The organism is Streptomyces sp. NBC_00539 (genome assembly GCF_036346105.1).
GTDB lineage: Bacteria > Actinomycetota > Actinomycetes > Streptomycetales > Streptomycetaceae > Streptomyces.
This window is the reverse complement of the sequence record NZ_CP107811.1, coordinates 6810910-6824639: the sequence shown is the minus strand read 5'-3', so window position 1 is coordinate 6824639 and position 13730 is coordinate 6810910. Positions and strand designations below refer to the sequence as shown.

17 protein-coding genes and 1 pseudogene are annotated in these 13730 nt (G+C 69.2%); 6 read left to right on the top strand and 12 right to left on the bottom strand.

What is annotated here, in order from left to right; translation table 11 throughout:
* The first annotated feature begins 272 nt into the window (after positions 1–272).
* On the top strand, positions 273–548 hold the full coding sequence (locus OG861_RS31100; protein WP_329191806.1) for a hypothetical protein: 276 nt from the start codon (positions 273–275) through the stop codon (positions 546–548).
* A 270-nt stretch (positions 549–818) separates the two neighbouring features.
* Here the strand turns inward: OG861_RS31100 and amaP are convergent, their stop codons facing one another.
* The 5 genes from amaP to OG861_RS31075 all read right to left on the bottom strand — a co-directional run bounded on the left by amaP (position 819) and on the right by OG861_RS31075 (position 3349).
* Entirely contained in the window at positions 819–1427 is a 609-nt protein-coding gene (amaP, locus tag OG861_RS31095; RefSeq protein WP_329191808.1) for an alkaline shock response membrane anchor protein AmaP, read from the bottom strand.
* A gap of 44 nt (positions 1428–1471) precedes the next feature.
* Positions 1472–2137 (bottom strand): DUF6286 domain-containing protein, encoded by a 666-nt coding sequence (locus OG861_RS31090; RefSeq protein ID WP_329191810.1) that lies wholly within the window; start codon positions 2135–2137, stop codon positions 1472–1474.
* A gap of 40 nt (positions 2138–2177) precedes the next feature.
* Positions 2178–2585, bottom strand: coding sequence for an Asp23/Gls24 family envelope stress response protein (locus OG861_RS31085; protein ID WP_329191812.1), 408 nt, complete (start codon positions 2583–2585; stop codon positions 2178–2180).
* Positions 2582–2758: a hypothetical protein gene (locus tag OG861_RS31080; protein WP_329191814.1), complete on the bottom strand. Its 177-nt coding sequence runs from the start codon at positions 2756–2758 to the stop codon at positions 2582–2584. Before OG861_RS31080 ends, OG861_RS31085 begins: the two co-directional genes overlap by 4 nt.
* A gap of 99 nt (positions 2759–2857) precedes the next feature.
* The gene (locus tag OG861_RS31075; RefSeq protein ID WP_329191815.1) at positions 2858–3349 is read right to left on the bottom strand and encodes an Asp23/Gls24 family envelope stress response protein; all 492 of its coding nucleotides are present in this window, start codon (positions 3347–3349) and stop codon (positions 2858–2860) included.
* Between the two features lie 216 nt (positions 3350–3565).
* Here OG861_RS31075 and OG861_RS31070 point away from each other — a divergent pair, with 216 nt between their 5' ends.
* From OG861_RS31070 to OG861_RS31060, 3 genes are read left to right on the top strand one after another with little or no spacing between them, the layout of a single operon-like run.
* Positions 3566–4177 carry an RNA polymerase sigma factor gene (locus OG861_RS31070; protein WP_443056395.1) on the top strand — a complete coding sequence of 204 codons (612 nt, stop codon included), beginning with the start codon at positions 3566–3568 and terminating at the stop codon, positions 4175–4177.
* On the top strand, positions 4168–4836 hold the full coding sequence (locus OG861_RS31065) for a hypothetical protein (protein WP_329191817.1): 669 nt from the start codon (positions 4168–4170) through the stop codon (positions 4834–4836). Before OG861_RS31070 ends, OG861_RS31065 begins: the two co-directional genes overlap by 10 nt.
* A gap of 10 nt (positions 4837–4846) precedes the next feature.
* Positions 4847–5209, top strand: coding sequence for a hypothetical protein (locus OG861_RS31060; protein ID WP_329191819.1), 363 nt, complete (start codon positions 4847–4849; stop codon positions 5207–5209).
* A 952-nt stretch (positions 5210–6161) separates the two neighbouring features.
* On the opposite strand, the gene OG861_RS31055 is transcribed toward OG861_RS31060, so the two are convergent.
* A complete protein-coding gene (locus tag OG861_RS31055) occupies positions 6162–6638 on the bottom strand; it encodes a hypothetical protein (protein ID WP_329191821.1) in 477 nt (158 codons plus the stop codon).
* A 428-nt stretch (positions 6639–7066) separates the two neighbouring features.
* On the opposite strand from OG861_RS31055, the gene OG861_RS31050 reads away from it, so the two are divergent.
* A complete protein-coding gene (locus tag OG861_RS31050; RefSeq protein ID WP_329202655.1) occupies positions 7067–7516 on the top strand; it encodes a hypothetical protein in 450 nt (149 codons plus the stop codon).
* Here OG861_RS31050 and OG861_RS31045 read toward each other — a convergent pair.
* Positions 7446–7714, bottom strand: a pseudogene (locus OG861_RS31045) (ATP-binding protein); the annotation flags it as partial. The gene OG861_RS31050 and the pseudogene OG861_RS31045 sit on opposite strands and share 71 nt — an antisense overlap.
* Before the next feature lie 434 nt (positions 7715–8148).
* On the opposite strand from OG861_RS31045, the gene OG861_RS31040 reads away from it, so the two are divergent.
* Positions 8149–8883: a dienelactone hydrolase family protein gene (locus tag OG861_RS31040; protein ID WP_329191823.1), complete on the top strand. Its 735-nt coding sequence runs from the start codon at positions 8149–8151 to the stop codon at positions 8881–8883.
* Between the two features lie 571 nt (positions 8884–9454).
* Here the strand turns inward: OG861_RS31040 and OG861_RS31035 are convergent.
* The 5 genes from OG861_RS31035 to OG861_RS31015 form a co-directional block, all read right to left on the bottom strand.
* Positions 9455–9979: a peptidylprolyl isomerase gene (locus OG861_RS31035; RefSeq protein ID WP_329191825.1), complete on the bottom strand. Its 525-nt coding sequence runs from the start codon at positions 9977–9979 to the stop codon at positions 9455–9457.
* 470 nt (positions 9980–10449) lie between these two features.
* Positions 10450–11196, bottom strand: a complete 747-nt coding sequence (locus tag OG861_RS31030) for a hypothetical protein (RefSeq protein WP_329191827.1) — start codon at positions 11194–11196, stop codon at positions 10450–10452.
* Between the two features lie 159 nt (positions 11197–11355).
* Positions 11356–11940 carry a hypothetical protein gene (locus OG861_RS31025; RefSeq protein ID WP_329191829.1) on the bottom strand — a complete coding sequence of 195 codons (585 nt, stop codon included), beginning with the start codon at positions 11938–11940 and terminating at the stop codon, positions 11356–11358.
* 188 nt (positions 11941–12128) lie between these two features.
* Positions 12129–12650 (bottom strand): hypothetical protein, encoded by a 522-nt coding sequence (locus tag OG861_RS31020; RefSeq protein WP_329191831.1) that lies wholly within the window; start codon positions 12648–12650, stop codon positions 12129–12131.
* Positions 12651–13298: 648 nt separating this feature from the next.
* Positions 13299–13667, bottom strand: a complete 369-nt coding sequence (locus OG861_RS31015) for a hypothetical protein (protein WP_329191833.1) — start codon at positions 13665–13667, stop codon at positions 13299–13301.
* Positions 13668–13730: the final 63 nt, after the last annotated feature.

Genomic DNA, 13730 nt, shown 5'->3' with positions numbered 1-13730 from the left:
GTCCCCCGCCCAGCTGGTCGAGGCGGCGGATGGGGCGACGGGGCCCCGGAGAGCAGCATGATCATGCACTGGTGCGCACCGGTGCCGACGCCGGTGCGCAGGTGCGGGCGGGTTGTCCGGGCAGCGGCACGGCGGTTCGACCAGGACGTCTGTCAGGTCGGCGTAGTCGGCCCACCGAGCGGGTGAAGCCTGCACGCGACCGTGGCCGCCTCCGTCATATTCAGGCACCGCTGACGGATGGTAAGACAAACATCCCTCGTGAAGGAGTCCCCATGCTCGAACTCAAGAAGTTCAAGGACCGCACCGAGGTTACGTTCGTCCTGCCGGCCGCCACCCCACCCGGCCCGGTCAGCGTCGTCGGTGACTTCAACAACTGGCAGCCTTGCTTCGACACCCTCTTTCCCCGTGACGACGGCATGCGCGCGGTCACTGTCACACTGCCGGTCAACAGTGTCCACTCCTTCCGCTACCTGGCGGCGGAAGGCCACTGGTTCGATGACGAGCGCCCCGACAGCCACGACGGTCGCAACAGCCTGGTCCACACCTGACTTTGCCGGACGGGCCGCACGTGGTGCAGGCAGCCACTTGGTTCGTTGGCCGATCGGTGAGGACCATGCACTACAGGCTGACCGTCCGGGGGGAGTCGTTACGCGTCTGCCGGCCGGGGCACGGTCATCTGCCCTACTCCTTCGTCCTCGTCTGCAAGGCTGTCAGCCATGCCCGCTGACGCGGACCGGCCACGGCACCTATAGGTGCCCCCTGCGCGCACCGGGTAACGGCTTCGCCCCGTCATCACCCGGTCCATGGGCTGTCTCCGCCTATTCCGTGCGATGCGGCTTGTGCCGGGTGGCACGGAAGTTCGCCTGGAGAGGGAGATGACTGTGGCCGGTGGACTGACGGGCTCGGGTCAGTGGGCCGTCGCACAGCGCCTGGAGGACCTCGGCGGGGCTGCTGTCCGGAGTGAGGGTGACGTCGAGGTGGGCTTCCGGGTGGCGCGTCGTGCCGAGCGTGCGCGCCGTGGCTTGGCCGATGCCGGCTTGGCTGCGTGCGTCGGCGGCCAGGGCGTCGCTGAGGGCGCGCTCTCTCAGCTCCACGCCGCCCTCCGGCGTCGCCGGTTGCCCGAGGCGCAGGTGGCCCGGGTGGGGCCGGCGTAGTTGGGCCAGCAGCCACCACAGGGCCAGCAGGATGATGATGACCAAGGCGGCGATCACCACGGGCCACCACCAGTCCTGGTCCGTCCAGCGGGTACGGGTGCGGTAGCTCAGTACGACGGCGCCAGGAGTGGCCAGCGGCCAGCCGTTGGGGGGCGTGACGTGCCGGCGCTCGTAGACGTTGAAACCGCCCGCGAGGATGAGGAGCCCCGCACCGAGCAGGACCAGGCCGGTCAGGCCCACAAGGATCCGGTTGACTGCCGATTGCCTCTTCATGGGAGCCGTCCTGTGCTGTGTCGTCGGTGAGCGTCTCGGACGCGTCACTTTCGGAAGTGACGTGCCCGGACGGAGATCCGGGTGGGAGGGTTGGCCAGCCCCAGCCGGTCGAGTTGCTCCCGCAGGGCGGTCGACACATCTGCCCTGACCTCGCTCGGGTCGCGGAACCGTACCTCCGCTCGGGCTGCGAGGCGGCGTCTACCGAGGTGGATCGTTGCGCGGCTTACCCCGGGGACGCGCAGGGCTGCATCGCGTAGGAAGACAGTTGCGGCGCCGCGGTCCAGCACGGCGCGGACGTCGGCGTCGGAACTGTTGAGCGGCAGCCGGCGGCGCAGGCCCGGGGTGAGAGCCAGCACGATCAGCCAGAGACCGAGGAGGGCGACGACGACGGCACCGATCCGAATCCAGACGTCGTCCAGAGGACGCGTGGCCAGCTCGCGGGCGAGGCTCGTGCGCCACGCCGCGGCGGACCGGCCGACGCGGACCCTGATGACGTCGACCAGGACGAGTACGGCGGCACCTGCGACGACCAAGGCGACCAGCGCGGCGGGTATCCGGCGGGCGGACCACGGTCGGCGCCCGCGGACGACGCCACCACCGGGCTGCTCGGTACCCGGAGGGTGTCTGGCCGGTTGCCCGGTCGCGCCGGCGGCGGCGTCATCGGTGCCCGGCTGCTCCGTCCGGACCGGCGGATCCAGATGACCCTTCATGCCGGCTCTCCTTCCGATGAGGGCGGCGGCACCCGGCCGCTCACCGCACACGACCTTGTCGAGAACTGCCGGACGCGACGAGTTGCTCGATGACCACAGAGACCTCGATGACCTTCATTCCGGTCAGTCGGGTGACCCGCTCGCCGACGTATTGCTGCACCCGGCGAGAGGCAGTGACGAGGTCCGTGGGATAGAGCAGATTCATGGAGAGCCTCAGGCGCGCCGTGCCGTTCCCGGTGGTGACCGAGGCGCTCGGAGTACTCAGACTGCCGCGCTCGGGGGACGCCGCCGCTTCCTCGGTCAGCGCTTCCCGTGCGGCCCGGGCCGCAATGCGGGCCACGACCTTGTCCGGGATGACCGTGGCGCCGCGTTCCGCCGGGGGCACTGCGCCCGCGAGTGAGGCGTCGGCCGCTCCTGCGGACGGGCCGGTGGCGGGATCCGAGGTCATTGTCGCCCCCGGGGACGGAAGTCGGACCTCTGCACGTCACCTTGTGCCACGAGGCCGAGCACCAGACCGACCGCGCCCAGGACCAGCACCAGGAGGAAGGCCCAGAACCCGCCGAAGAATGCGGCAAATCCCAGAGCTATGCCGGCCAGCAGGCCCACTGCCGCTGCGCTCATCTCACTCACCTGCCCTTTCGCAATAACGTGCTTCTGCCGTGTCGGGACCGCTCGCCCGCTGATCGCGACCGGGTCGTTCGTTCGCGGATCGCGTGGGGGTCACTGCACGCGCGTCGCCGCGGTTTCCTCGTCCTCGTCTTCCTCGTCGGGCAGGTGGACGTCATCGACGGTGATGTTCACCTCCACGACTTCCAGGCCGGTCATGCGTTCCACGGCCGAGATGACGTTGAGGCGGACTTCGCCGGCGAGGTCCACGATGGCCACCCCGTACTCCACGACGACGTCCAGGTCGACGGCCGCCTGCCGTTCACCCACTTCCACCTTCACGCCACGGCTGACGCTGCTGCGTCCGCCGGGAACCATGTCCTTCACGGCGCCGATGGTGCGGGCCATACCCGCGCCGAGACTGTGGATGCCTGGAATCTCGCGGGTTGCCATTCCTACGATCTTCTCGACCACACTGTCCGATATGGTCGTCCGGCCCCGAGACTGGGGCGCCGTGCCGGCGCCGACCTGACCGGTCGGGGCCTTGGCCGTAAGACCCGACCCGGGCTCTCCCCCACCGGCGGCGGGGTTGATGGTGTCCGACATGAGGAACCTCCCCAGGTTTCCCGTCCGGGCACCGGTGTGGTGCCCTCCATCACGTTGGACACGCTGCGCGCACATTCCTCACACGGCATCCACGCCGAAAGCCGCATATCATCAGAAATCGGCAGGAGATCGCAAAAGCCCTTCACGAAGGAGAGGGCGATGCACCACCCGTCCCGGCCCCCACCCCCGCCACCCCCGCGCGGGCCCGCTCTCCCCTTGCGGCCCACCCCACAGCCGGAAGCCGGAATCACGGCAGGTCGAGGGTCTTCGACAGGGCAGGATCTCCATGCCGACCTTCCTGACGGCCTGCTGACCGTACGTGCCGGGGAAGGAGACGAGGACGCCTTCGCGGTTCTGGTCCGTCGGCACGGCGGCCGACTGCTGGCCCTCGCGCAGCGCCTGCTCGGCAGCCCGACGGACGCCGAGGACGCCGTGCAAGACGCCTTCATCAGCGCGTGGCGACAGCTGCCCGAATTCCACCAGCATGCCTCTTTCGGCACCTGGATGTACCGTATCGTCACTAACCGCTGTCTCAACATGAAACGTGTGCGACGCCCGTTGTCCCTGGACACACTTCCCGAGCCCGCTGCCGCCGACCCCGGCAGCTCGCCGCCACGAGTCGCCGAGTCGGAGGCCGCCGCAGCCGCCCTGTCACGCGCCCTCTTGGAACTCGGCCCGGAGCTGCGGGTGTGCTGGGTCCTGCGGGAACTGCACGGTCTGTCCTATGCGGAGATCGCCCACGTGGTGGGGAGCAGTGAACAGACAGTGCGCGGCAGGCTCTTTCGCGCACGACGCGCCTTGATGGAGGCGATGCGCCCATGGCGCTAGACGACCCGCACCCCACCTCTGGCAACGCCCCCGGACCCCTGGACCGCGCGGGGTCGAAGGCACGCCCGGACACAGATGCCGACCCGGCCTTCGGTAGTGAACGCCTTCCCTGCGGACGCCCGCTTGCCCGTGCCTGGGAACAGGCCCGCGATCCCGCCGCCGCAGCAGCCGACCCGCACACCACCGGCTGCACCTTCTGCCGAGAGGCCGTCGAAGCGCTGACAGCCCTGGACCGGGCCACTCGCGCTCTGCGCGCCGAGGAACGCCCCGACGTCCGCACCCTCGGCGATCGGATCATCAACGCCGTGCGGGCCGAGACACGGCTGGGCCCCATGCTGCTGCTCGACGACCCCGACCGAAATCTGCGCATCGCCGAAAGGACTGCGGCAAAGGTGCTGCGCCGGGCAGCCGACAGCATCCCCGGAGCCCGGGCCGCCAGCTGCCGTTTCACGCCCCTGCAAGAGGGCGACACCTTGCACACCGTCTCCATGACAATCGCCGCCGCCCTCGACGATCCTTTGCCGGAACTGGCCGAAGAGGTCCGCCAAGCCGTGCTGGGTGCGGCTGACCACCTCCTCGGTCTCGCCGTCGCGACCGTTGACTTGACCATCAACGCCGTACTGGAATCCCCCACCCGACCGGTGGAAGGCAACCCGTGAGAAACGAAACATGAGCACCGCTCCCCGCCAGGACATCCGACTGGCAGCAGCCCATGCAGCCCTCGCCGTACCCGGAGTGGCAGCGCTGCAGCCCGCCCTCGCCGACCGCCTTACCTTCGCCGCCTCCCGTTCCAGGCACGAGTCGACTACCGGAATCGCTGCCTCCCGCGAGACGGGCGGTATTCGCTGTGAAGCCACCGAGGCAGGGGGCTGGCTCGTGGAAGTGCGCTGCGTCCTGCACTCCGACCGCCGCATCGTCGACGTGGCCCGGCAAGTACGTGATCACGTAAGAGCGGCGGTCACGGCCCATCTCGCCCGCCACAGCACCACTGAACCTCTGACCGTCGTGGTGACGGTCACCAGCACCGTGTGAGCCCGGACCTGTACTCCATCGCTACGGCTGTAGTCCTCCGGCTGTTCGATGACCTCCCGTCACCTGGACCGCCTGCGGGCTCGGGGGGCGGGCGGACAGTGCCCTGGTCAGGCCAGGCCGTCAGCGCCAGACGGTGTTCCAGTCCTGGGTCGGGGTCCCGGTGTCCATGTCCACGTTGGACAGGAAACCGACCAGGAAGAGGACCACCACGATCAGCACGAGCACCGCCACCCAGAAGTGGTCCTCGGGCCCTGGACGATGAGGGCTATGCGGGCGATCCGGGCGCCCACCGCCCCCTCGCCACCCCGACCCCCGGCACCGCCGTCTTCGTCGGCCACCGCACACCCCCTCCTACCGGCTCATGGCACCGCGCCGCACCTCCGGCGTCAACCCTCCCGCACCGGCCAGAAGCGCCGCACCCCGCGCGGTGGCCGGCCACTGCGGGGAGAACGATGGTGCCGATGACAGGAGTTGGTCCCCGTGGCATCCGCCGTCGGAGCCGGCACCGGCGACACCGGCGCCGCGGGGTGTGCCCGAGGAACGGTGCAGTGGCTCACCGTGCGAGCCCCGATGAACCCACGTCGGCCCGGGCGCGCCATGACCACCCCCGCGCAGGGTGTGCGGTCCTGCACGACGGGGCAGCTCGCCGGCGTTCGGGCGCAAGGGCCACGTCCACGAGCGAGCGGACCGGCCCCGTCAATGCACGGCAGCACGTCGCACAACTTCGACAGTGCGTTGCGCCGGGAGAGCCCCCGCCGCCGCCCGCGGCGCCGCCATCCGACGACAACTCCTCGAACTTCCCGCCCCCGTTGTGGCGGGCGTCCTCGGCTACCACGACAAGACCACCAGCCGCATCCTCAAGAACACCGGCGGAACGGGGAGCCACGCGGCTGGAGATCACACACGAGCACCAGCAGGTTGGATCCCTCGGGCAACCGACCAAGGTTGCTGACTACGACGGCCAGATGACGACTCCCTCACGCACAACCAGCGGCTCTACCTGGCGTGATTCGTAGAACCGGGTCCACCCCAGGTCCACGCTGCCGTCGAAGCGCCGGCGACGGTCGTCGGCCTTGGCCGCAAGCCAGCCGAGCAGCCTACCTGTGAGGGCGAACTGGTCGGGGTGAATCTCCTGCCGGCTGGTCAGAGCCCACGCTCCGAACGAGGTGCGCTCTCGGCGAAGGAGAACCGAGACGAGCGCGCCATCCACCTCGAACGCCTCGCCATGCTGACCCAGAAGAGGCTGAGGGTGGTCCTCGACGACGAGTACCCCGTCATCATCCTCGTCCACGAACGGAAACTCCGTCACGATACGGAGGATCTCCGGCTTGGGGCCCAGCCCGAGGTGCCATCGGAGCTCGGCGAGCTCGTCCTCGGACAACTCGTCGCGTAGATCCAGCGTGAGCATGAGCTCCAAGATGTCAGCCATAACCGCACACGCTAGCGCCCACCTCTGACCGTCCCCTTTCTCGAGCTGCGGACGGCCCCCCAGATCGCGGTGAACGTGACACCCTCTCAGGGGTGTCCGGGGTCGGCGGCCGCCAGGTGCTTGCTGACCGGGCGGGCCGCCTCCGGGCGCAGCCGTACGGGTCGGCCGACCGCGCGGAGCCGGCCTGTCTGGTCGTGGCGGCCGAGGACGAGGAGCTGCGGGCGGGTGAGGGTGCCGGTGACGGCGCCGACGACCGCAGGGGGCGCTTGGCGCCGGCGGTCATACCGCTCCGGATGATCTACGCGATGCGATCTGTCTGGCCTGGGTGAGTCGCTTCCACTGTCTGGCGCAGCGTCGCCTGTGACGCCTGGTCAGATGTCGATGGTGTGCGCGATCGGAGGGCGCGGGGTCTGCTTCATAATCCAGCTGTGGACATATCCGATGAGGGACAGCCGCTCGATCCCGTTTGGTTTGAGATCAACAACAACGTGTGTGGCAGCCTGGCAGGGGCTCCAAGTGCCTCGCTGGTGGCCGGGAAGTTCGTCGGTGCTGGTTGGAGCGCCCGATCGGCTTCGTGGGAGTCATATGAGGTCGAGACCAGCTGGTGCCGCATCGAGGTCGACCCGACCGACGGGGACACCCTCCTGAACGGGGTTGTCGATCCTCAGCGGTTCGAGCATCTCGCAGCGCTGCTGACCCGGTTCGGCCTGCGGTTCAAACTTGAGCTCTATCACGATGATGGGGAACTGCTGCGGAAGATCGAAGCTGGAGCCCCGTCAGCGCCTCAGGACACAATTGCCAAGCCACTCAGCCGACTGCTCGCTCAGCTTGGCCTCTGGTCGAGGCGAGGTCGCAGGACTCGGTTCCGGGCTGGATGATGTTGCGCCGAAGATGAGCCTGTCGACGATGGCCGCGCAGATCCGGGAGTCTGTGAAGGTCTTCGTCCACCCGCCCAACGATACGTTCAAGGCAATCGCCACGCTGTTCTTCTCATCGGCGGTCTCGACGAGCTCGTTCACGGGTTTCTTGGCGAGGGTGTAGCGCACACGGTGGCCCTTCATCGCGGCCGCGGAGCCGCCAGTCACACAACGAACAAGCCCCACACTTATCCCGCCTGACCGACGCACGACCACGTATCAGGCGACCCCCGTACAACCGCAGAGTGCCCGGGTGGCGCAGCGCGTGGGTGTCGGCAGCGCGGTTGCCGGCTTTGGCGGAGGGCCACGGACTCCGCAGATTCCCTGTCAGGTTCTGTGTGTGGCGAGCCGTAGTGCTTGAGGTGCGCTGGGGCTGATGATGCTGGCTTCGTCCTGTTCCGTGGTCTACGTTGTGGGCATGACTACCGGGACGGCATCGCGCCACACACGGATTGGTGACCCGGTGCGCCTCTGAGCACCGTGCGGGATGGTCTGGTCCCGCTGGCCGATCGAGGAACTTGCGCTGCTGCGCGAGCTCCGCCTCCGTCGTGTTTGATCAAGGGTTCGCCACATCAACCACGACAGGAGCATCCATGCCCACCAAGACCCTGCAGATTCCCACCGCGGACGGCCAGGCCGACGCCTTCGCCGCCTTCCCCGACCACGGCACGCATTACCCAGGGGTGCTGATGTACGCGGACGGTTTCGGCATTCGGCCCGTGATACGGGAGTTGGCCCGCGAGCTGGCCGGGCACGGGTACTACGTGCTCGTCCCCAACCACTTCTACCGGCACGGCCCGACACCGGTAATCGAGCTTCCCCAACACATCGGAGAGCAGGACCGCCCTCAGATCATGGCCCAGCTGATGCCCTTGATCCAGGCGCACACAGCCGAACGTGTCCGCAGCGACGCCGACGCCTACCTCGACTTCCTCACCGCCCAGCCCGAGGTCGGCGCCGGCCCGGTCGCGGTGACCGGCTACTGCATCGGCGGGCTCCTGGCGATGCGCACCGCCGCTGCCCATCCCGGCCGGGTAGCCGCCGCCGCCTCGTTCCACGGCCCCGTGGGCGCCGACGGGCCCGACCTCTTCTTGAGGGTCACCGCCCAGGTCCATCTCGGCCATGCCGAAGGCGACCTGACGCCCGAGGCCCTCGGGGAGCTCAACCAGGCCCTGGACGCCGCAGGTGTCCGCTACACCTCCGAGATCTATCCCCACACCGTCCACGGCTTCACCATGTCCGACACCGACGCTTTCAGCGCCGCCGGGCTCAGGCACCACTGGGACCGCCTGCTCCCCCTCCTCGACCACGCCCTGTCCAGCCGCTGAGGCCGCGGTCCGCCAGCCGGGCCGCCACCGAACCAGCCCCGTCACACGACCCTCAACACACAGATACACCCGGGAACACCGAGTACAACGCAACTAGGGTCACCCCCGCCGTGGTGCTTGTCATCCACCTCCCACCTCCACCGACCCGGACGGGGACAGCCACCCCAAGGCGGCCGGCGATCTGGTCGGAATCGGCTCCGCGGACGCCGAGGCGGCTGCTGGCGCCTGGTCCGGGCGGAGGAGCACCTGCCGGTCGAGCAGGACCGGCAGATCCGTTCGGGGTCCCGGCTGGCTGTTCCTGCCCACCAGCTCCATGGCCCGGCATCTGGCTCTGCGCCGTCGCGGACTCCGGCCCCGGCAGGGAGCCGGGACCGGACGGTGGTGCGATGTCCAGGGGCGGCACCGTACGAAGTCCACTGGTTGCACCTGGGGCGCTTCGCGTAGTGCGGGCACAAGGTCCGGAGCTCTCCGCTTCCGCACCCAGAAGCTTCACCGGGCCGGCGTAGTCCGCCCGGGGCGGCCACAGGCGGACTAGGCACGCTTATCGAGGACGTGGCCGGGCCGCGGTGCGTCAGTGCTGGTAGGAGGGCCGGACGCGGAGCAGCTCAGTCCGCAGCACGGGTGCGCCGTCGACCGGCGCCGGGTTCTCCGCGGTCGGCTCGATGCCTCCGGCGGCGACTTTGTCGAGTGTCGTCAGGCCGTCGGTGCCGACCGTGCCGAACACCGTGTAGTTCGGTCGCAGCGCGGAGTCGCCGTAAACGACGAAGAACTGCGAACCGTTCGTGTGGGGACCGGCGTTGGCCATCGCCAGCAGGCCGCGCCCATAGAGACGGCGCGCGCCGGTCGGATCGGTTGGTGCCGGCGGCAGGTCGACCGGCAGCTCGTCCTTGTACTTGTATCCGGGGCCGCCCTCACCGGTACCGGTCGGGTCGCCACACTGCAGGACCTTCAGTGTCGGGTACGCCGTCAGACGGTGGCACACCGTACGGTCGTAGAACCCGTGCCGTGCCAGGTGCAGGAAACTCTGGACCGTGCACGGCGCCTTGGCCCGGTCCAAGTGCAGCGGGAGCGGGCCCTGGCTGGTCGGAACAGCCATGTCAACCGTGCCACGGCTGGGGGTGCGCCGCGGGTCAGGCGCCAGCGGAACAGGGCGCGCCGGCGGCTCGTCCGGGGTCTGCGTGTACTGGCAAGGGCCGTGTGTGGTGCGCGGCGGTGCTCCGTCGGAAGCAGTGGCGACACTCCCCCCGGCCACGACTAACCCCACGGCCGCGAATACGCTGATCAGTGCTCGGTTCATCTCGCACGCCCTCCCGATGATCGCCAGGTCCGTCCTGGAGCGGTCGCAGTCTAGGGCGTGGGTCTGGTCCGCGGGAATGGTCAACGGCAGGAGGCTCACGCGGCCGTCCCCGAGGTCCTCGCACTCCAGTTGACGTCCCTCCTCGACCGAACCACTGCCGGTGCAGGCGACGGCCGCACCACCGACTCCAGACCGCCCTCACGCGACTCCGCCAGCCGCTTCCATGCCGTCCGAACCGTCGCACCGTCGCACCGTCAGCCACTGGGCGCTCAGCTCCACTTGTGACTGCTCGGCCCGAACTCCCGTGGACTGCCGAGCCAGTCCATAAGCGGCGCGCCGGGAGTGTCACCCCGCATGCCGTCCACCGTGCGCGGATCAACCGCCGTGATCTCCCGCGCCAGACGCTCGGCCTGGAGGAGCGGATCCTCGTCGGTCACCGGTCGTACGAGCCCGATGCGCCCCAGGGAACGCCAGGCACCACCGGGTTGGAGCGCATAGGTCCGCAGAGCGAGGCGAATCTCGTCGAGGCTCCCGGGGGTCGCCCACACCTGGTCGACTTCACACGTCCAGGTGTCGAGCCACGTGGCGCGGGCGCGCAGGATGCCCTCCAGTTCCCGGGCGACGGCCGCGGAGGGCCACTCCCAGCCACGGTCCCGGGTGGCCCGTGCCACCTCGGCGTCGTACTGCCCGGCATCAAAGCGATATTCGTAAGAGGAAGTGTCTTCGGGCTCCTTACACGCCCACACCACCGTGTCGCCCTCGCGCCGCATGACGACATCGAGCGCGGAGCGGCAACAGCACCACGCCGCCATTTCCACTTCGTGGGGCACCTCCCCCACCGCGAAGGGCCCATCCGGCAGCAGCCATCTGAGAGCGTCACCGCAGACCGCCCCGTAGTAGTCGTGCTCGATGAAGTCCGAGCCGTCGATCAGCGGGCGGACTTCGGGGTTGTCGTGACGGTCCCGCGGATCCGAAGGGATCACATCGATACCGAAGACGTTCAAATGCGTACGCATGCACCCAGCCTGAGCCCGCACCGGGCGGGTTGTCACACCGTTTTCCCCTCGTCCCCGGCCCGGCCGGGAGGACGCGGGCACCCGGGCAGAGTTCCACCAGCCCGGCTTCCCCGGTGCCGGGCTCGATGGATCGGGTCGCCATGGATTCGTCCCCTGGGCTCAGACGTCGAATGTCCAGAACAGCCCGACCTCGGTGTCGGAGACGATGACCAGGCCGGCGTCCTCCAAGTAGAAGGTCATCGGGGTGTAGCCCCAGTGGGACGCCCCGAAGTCCAGCGTGCCGTTCTTGCCCGCGCCGACGGTGACGTTGGTGTAGCAGGTGAACGTGTCCCCGTAGCGGGCGAGGATGATGCGGGCCATGTCCTGCAGCTCGTCGAAGCTCTCGGTGAACCGTTCGAGGTTCCGTAGGGTGCAGCCGCCATCGGTGAGGGCGAGGAGGAGGGTCTCGGCGCTCGCACGGTCGATCTCGTGCAACCGTTCCCCGACGTCGGCCGGGGTGAGCCGACGCTGGGGATCGGCCTTGTAGGGCGGGCGGAAGGGGAAGGCGGGCCCTCCCGCCGCTCGCTCGGCAGCGGTGTCGTCCAACCCGACCCAGCCGCGCGGGTCGGGGACGGCGCGTTCCATGACGGCGACCACGTCAGCCCGCCAGTCCTCGTGCTTGCGCGGGCCGGTGGCGCTGAACGTGAACGCGTCCTCGTACAGGTGCCGTACCGCCGCTTCCCAGGACGCCTGGTCGATGGACATGTGCGAAAAGCCTTTCTCACTTGCTGGGCATGGCCGTCATGACAGCGAACGGGTGATTTGCGGCTGCTGCCGCCGCGAACCGCGCGGTGGCTCGTATGGCCTTGTTCACGGATTTCGGCTCTGACGCAACGGGAGGCACCAGATGATCCGACCTCCTTGGGGTCGCCGCGCACCGTCCACACCGCCAGTCACGGTCCTTCCGCCAACCGTTGGATCGTCCTCCAGCGCGGGGCGTCGTCATCAGGGATGTCCGGAGACGCGAAGTGAAAAGGCACGCGAAGGTGGCCGGCCAGCGCCCGGCCGGCCTCGGCGGCGGCAGCACCAGGAAGAGGGCCGCCAGAGCGGTGGTAGACGGTCGCCAGATGACCCTCCCCTTCCGGGGCGTCCAGGACCGCGACCAGGAGCACGAACCAGTCGTGCACTGTATCGCCGTCCCAGAGCGCCTCAACCGCCGCCACACGGCCAGGGAGAGCCGCGGCACGGACTGCGAGCGAGGGGAGGTCCAACGGATCAGGAGGTGTGCGCTGCACGCGGTCGCCCAGGGCCTCGTATCGCGCGTGGACCACTCGCTCCGCTTCGTGCAGGCCCACCCCCAGCGGGCGCAGCGCCTCCCAGACGGACCTGACCGCCGACAGCCGGCGGTCGCGCAACACATCGGCATCGACCTCTCGGCAGGTCCGTTCCTCCAGGTAGGCCCACCAGCCGCTCACTGGGCCACCAGCCGGGATCTCAGGGTGCGCGTCACAGGTTCGAAAGTACGTCAGGGACCGGGGCCCACCCAAGCCACCCCCTTGTGGCCCTCGCGAAGCAGTGCTCCGTCGGCTTAGGTACCTCGCAGAGGTGGCCGAAGTACTCCGTTTTCGCCGTTCCTGCGGGCACCGCCAGCAGGAAGGCCAGACACCCCGGGAGAGGGTGCCGTTGGTGCAGCCCCGGCGAGCCTGTGTACGAAGCTGGGGATCCACGGTCGGAGGACGGCTCTCTTGACCCAGTTGACCCGCTCAGGCGCAGCCGACCGCTGCACCTGGCTCGTTCTGGCCACATACGCCCAACTCCACCTCGCCGCCCCCTCGCGCGGGACCTGCGCCGCCCCTGGGAACGACCGGCGGAACTTCGGGCCGGCTGGGTTTCGGTGCACGGACTGGTGTGCCCGTTTTCCCGTACAGGTTGACCCTGGCCGCCCTTCTGAATCCAAGAATCGGCGACCAGCTTCCCGCTACGGCGCCGGACGCATCCTCGCCACCGGCGAGTCCTACACCCGGCCCGCACACCACAAGGGCTGTCCGGCCGGGATCGCTGCCTCTGGTCACAGCACGGCGCCCCGCCCCCGAAGACAGGGGTGGGGCGCGGGTCAGGAGCTGTTAGCGGTTGGCACAGATCGCGTACACCGAGATCCCGACGTTGTCCCGGATGGAGTCTCGTCCGAGGCCGATCCAGCCCTCTCCGTCCTCCGTCGGGAACGACCCGAGGAGGACCGCGTCCTCGCCCTGCGCCTCCGCGCCGCCGCCAATGGCAACCTTCCCCGGCGGACAGAACACCGTACGCCGTTCGAAGTTCGGCACGTTCGTATTCGGCAGCTTCACCAGTTGGTAGCCGTCGACCGATGCAGCCGCGGGGGCTGCTTTCGGCTTGGCCGGCGCCTGGCTGTCTGACGCGTGCGCTGCCCAGCCGACGCCTGACACCAGGGCCACCGCCAGCGCGGCCGCCCCGAGAGTCTTGAAGCCTCGCATCCTGCTCCTTCACGTTCGGTGAGGCCCCGCCGACCGGGACCTCATCGCCGACCGCCATCCTGC

What these genes read in the sequence shown, in the direction of transcription:
- OG861_RS31100 (WP_329191806.1), top strand. Translation starts at nt 273, where the DNA reads ATGCTCGAACTCAAGAAGTTCAAGGACCGCACCGAGGTTACGTTCGTC.
- amaP (WP_329191808.1), bottom strand. Translation starts at nt 1,427, where the DNA reads ATGAAGAGGCAATCGGCAGTCAACCGGATCCTTGTGGGCCTGACCGGC.
- OG861_RS31090 (WP_329191810.1), bottom strand. Translation starts at nt 2,137, where the DNA reads ATGAAGGGTCATCTGGATCCGCCGGTCCGGACGGAGCAGCCGGGCACC.
- OG861_RS31085 (WP_329191812.1), bottom strand. Translation starts at nt 2,585, where the DNA reads ATGACCTCGGATCCCGCCACCGGCCCGTCCGCAGGAGCGGCCGACGCC.
- OG861_RS31080 (WP_329191814.1), bottom strand. Translation starts at nt 2,758, where the DNA reads ATGAGCGCAGCGGCAGTGGGCCTGCTGGCCGGCATAGCTCTGGGATTT.
- OG861_RS31075 (WP_329191815.1), bottom strand. Translation starts at nt 3,349, where the DNA reads ATGTCGGACACCATCAACCCCGCCGCCGGTGGGGGAGAGCCCGGGTCG.
- OG861_RS31065 (WP_329191817.1), top strand. Translation starts at nt 4,168, where the DNA reads ATGGCGCTAGACGACCCGCACCCCACCTCTGGCAACGCCCCCGGACCC.
- OG861_RS31060 (WP_329191819.1), top strand. Translation starts at nt 4,847, where the DNA reads ATGAGCACCGCTCCCCGCCAGGACATCCGACTGGCAGCAGCCCATGCA.
- OG861_RS31055 (WP_329191821.1), bottom strand. Translation starts at nt 6,638, where the DNA reads ATGGCTGACATCTTGGAGCTCATGCTCACGCTGGATCTACGCGACGAG.
- OG861_RS31040 (WP_329191823.1), top strand. Translation starts at nt 8,149, where the DNA reads ATGCCCACCAAGACCCTGCAGATTCCCACCGCGGACGGCCAGGCCGAC.
- OG861_RS31035 (WP_329191825.1), bottom strand. Translation starts at nt 9,979, where the DNA reads ATGGCTGTTCCGACCAGCCAGGGCCCGCTCCCGCTGCACTTGGACCGG.
- OG861_RS31030 (WP_329191827.1), bottom strand. Translation starts at nt 11,196, where the DNA reads ATGCGTACGCATTTGAACGTCTTCGGTATCGATGTGATCCCTTCGGAT.
- OG861_RS31025 (WP_329191829.1), bottom strand. Translation starts at nt 11,940, where the DNA reads ATGTCCATCGACCAGGCGTCCTGGGAAGCGGCGGTACGGCACCTGTAC.
- OG861_RS31015 (WP_329191833.1), bottom strand. Translation starts at nt 13,667, where the DNA reads ATGCGAGGCTTCAAGACTCTCGGGGCGGCCGCGCTGGCGGTGGCCCTG.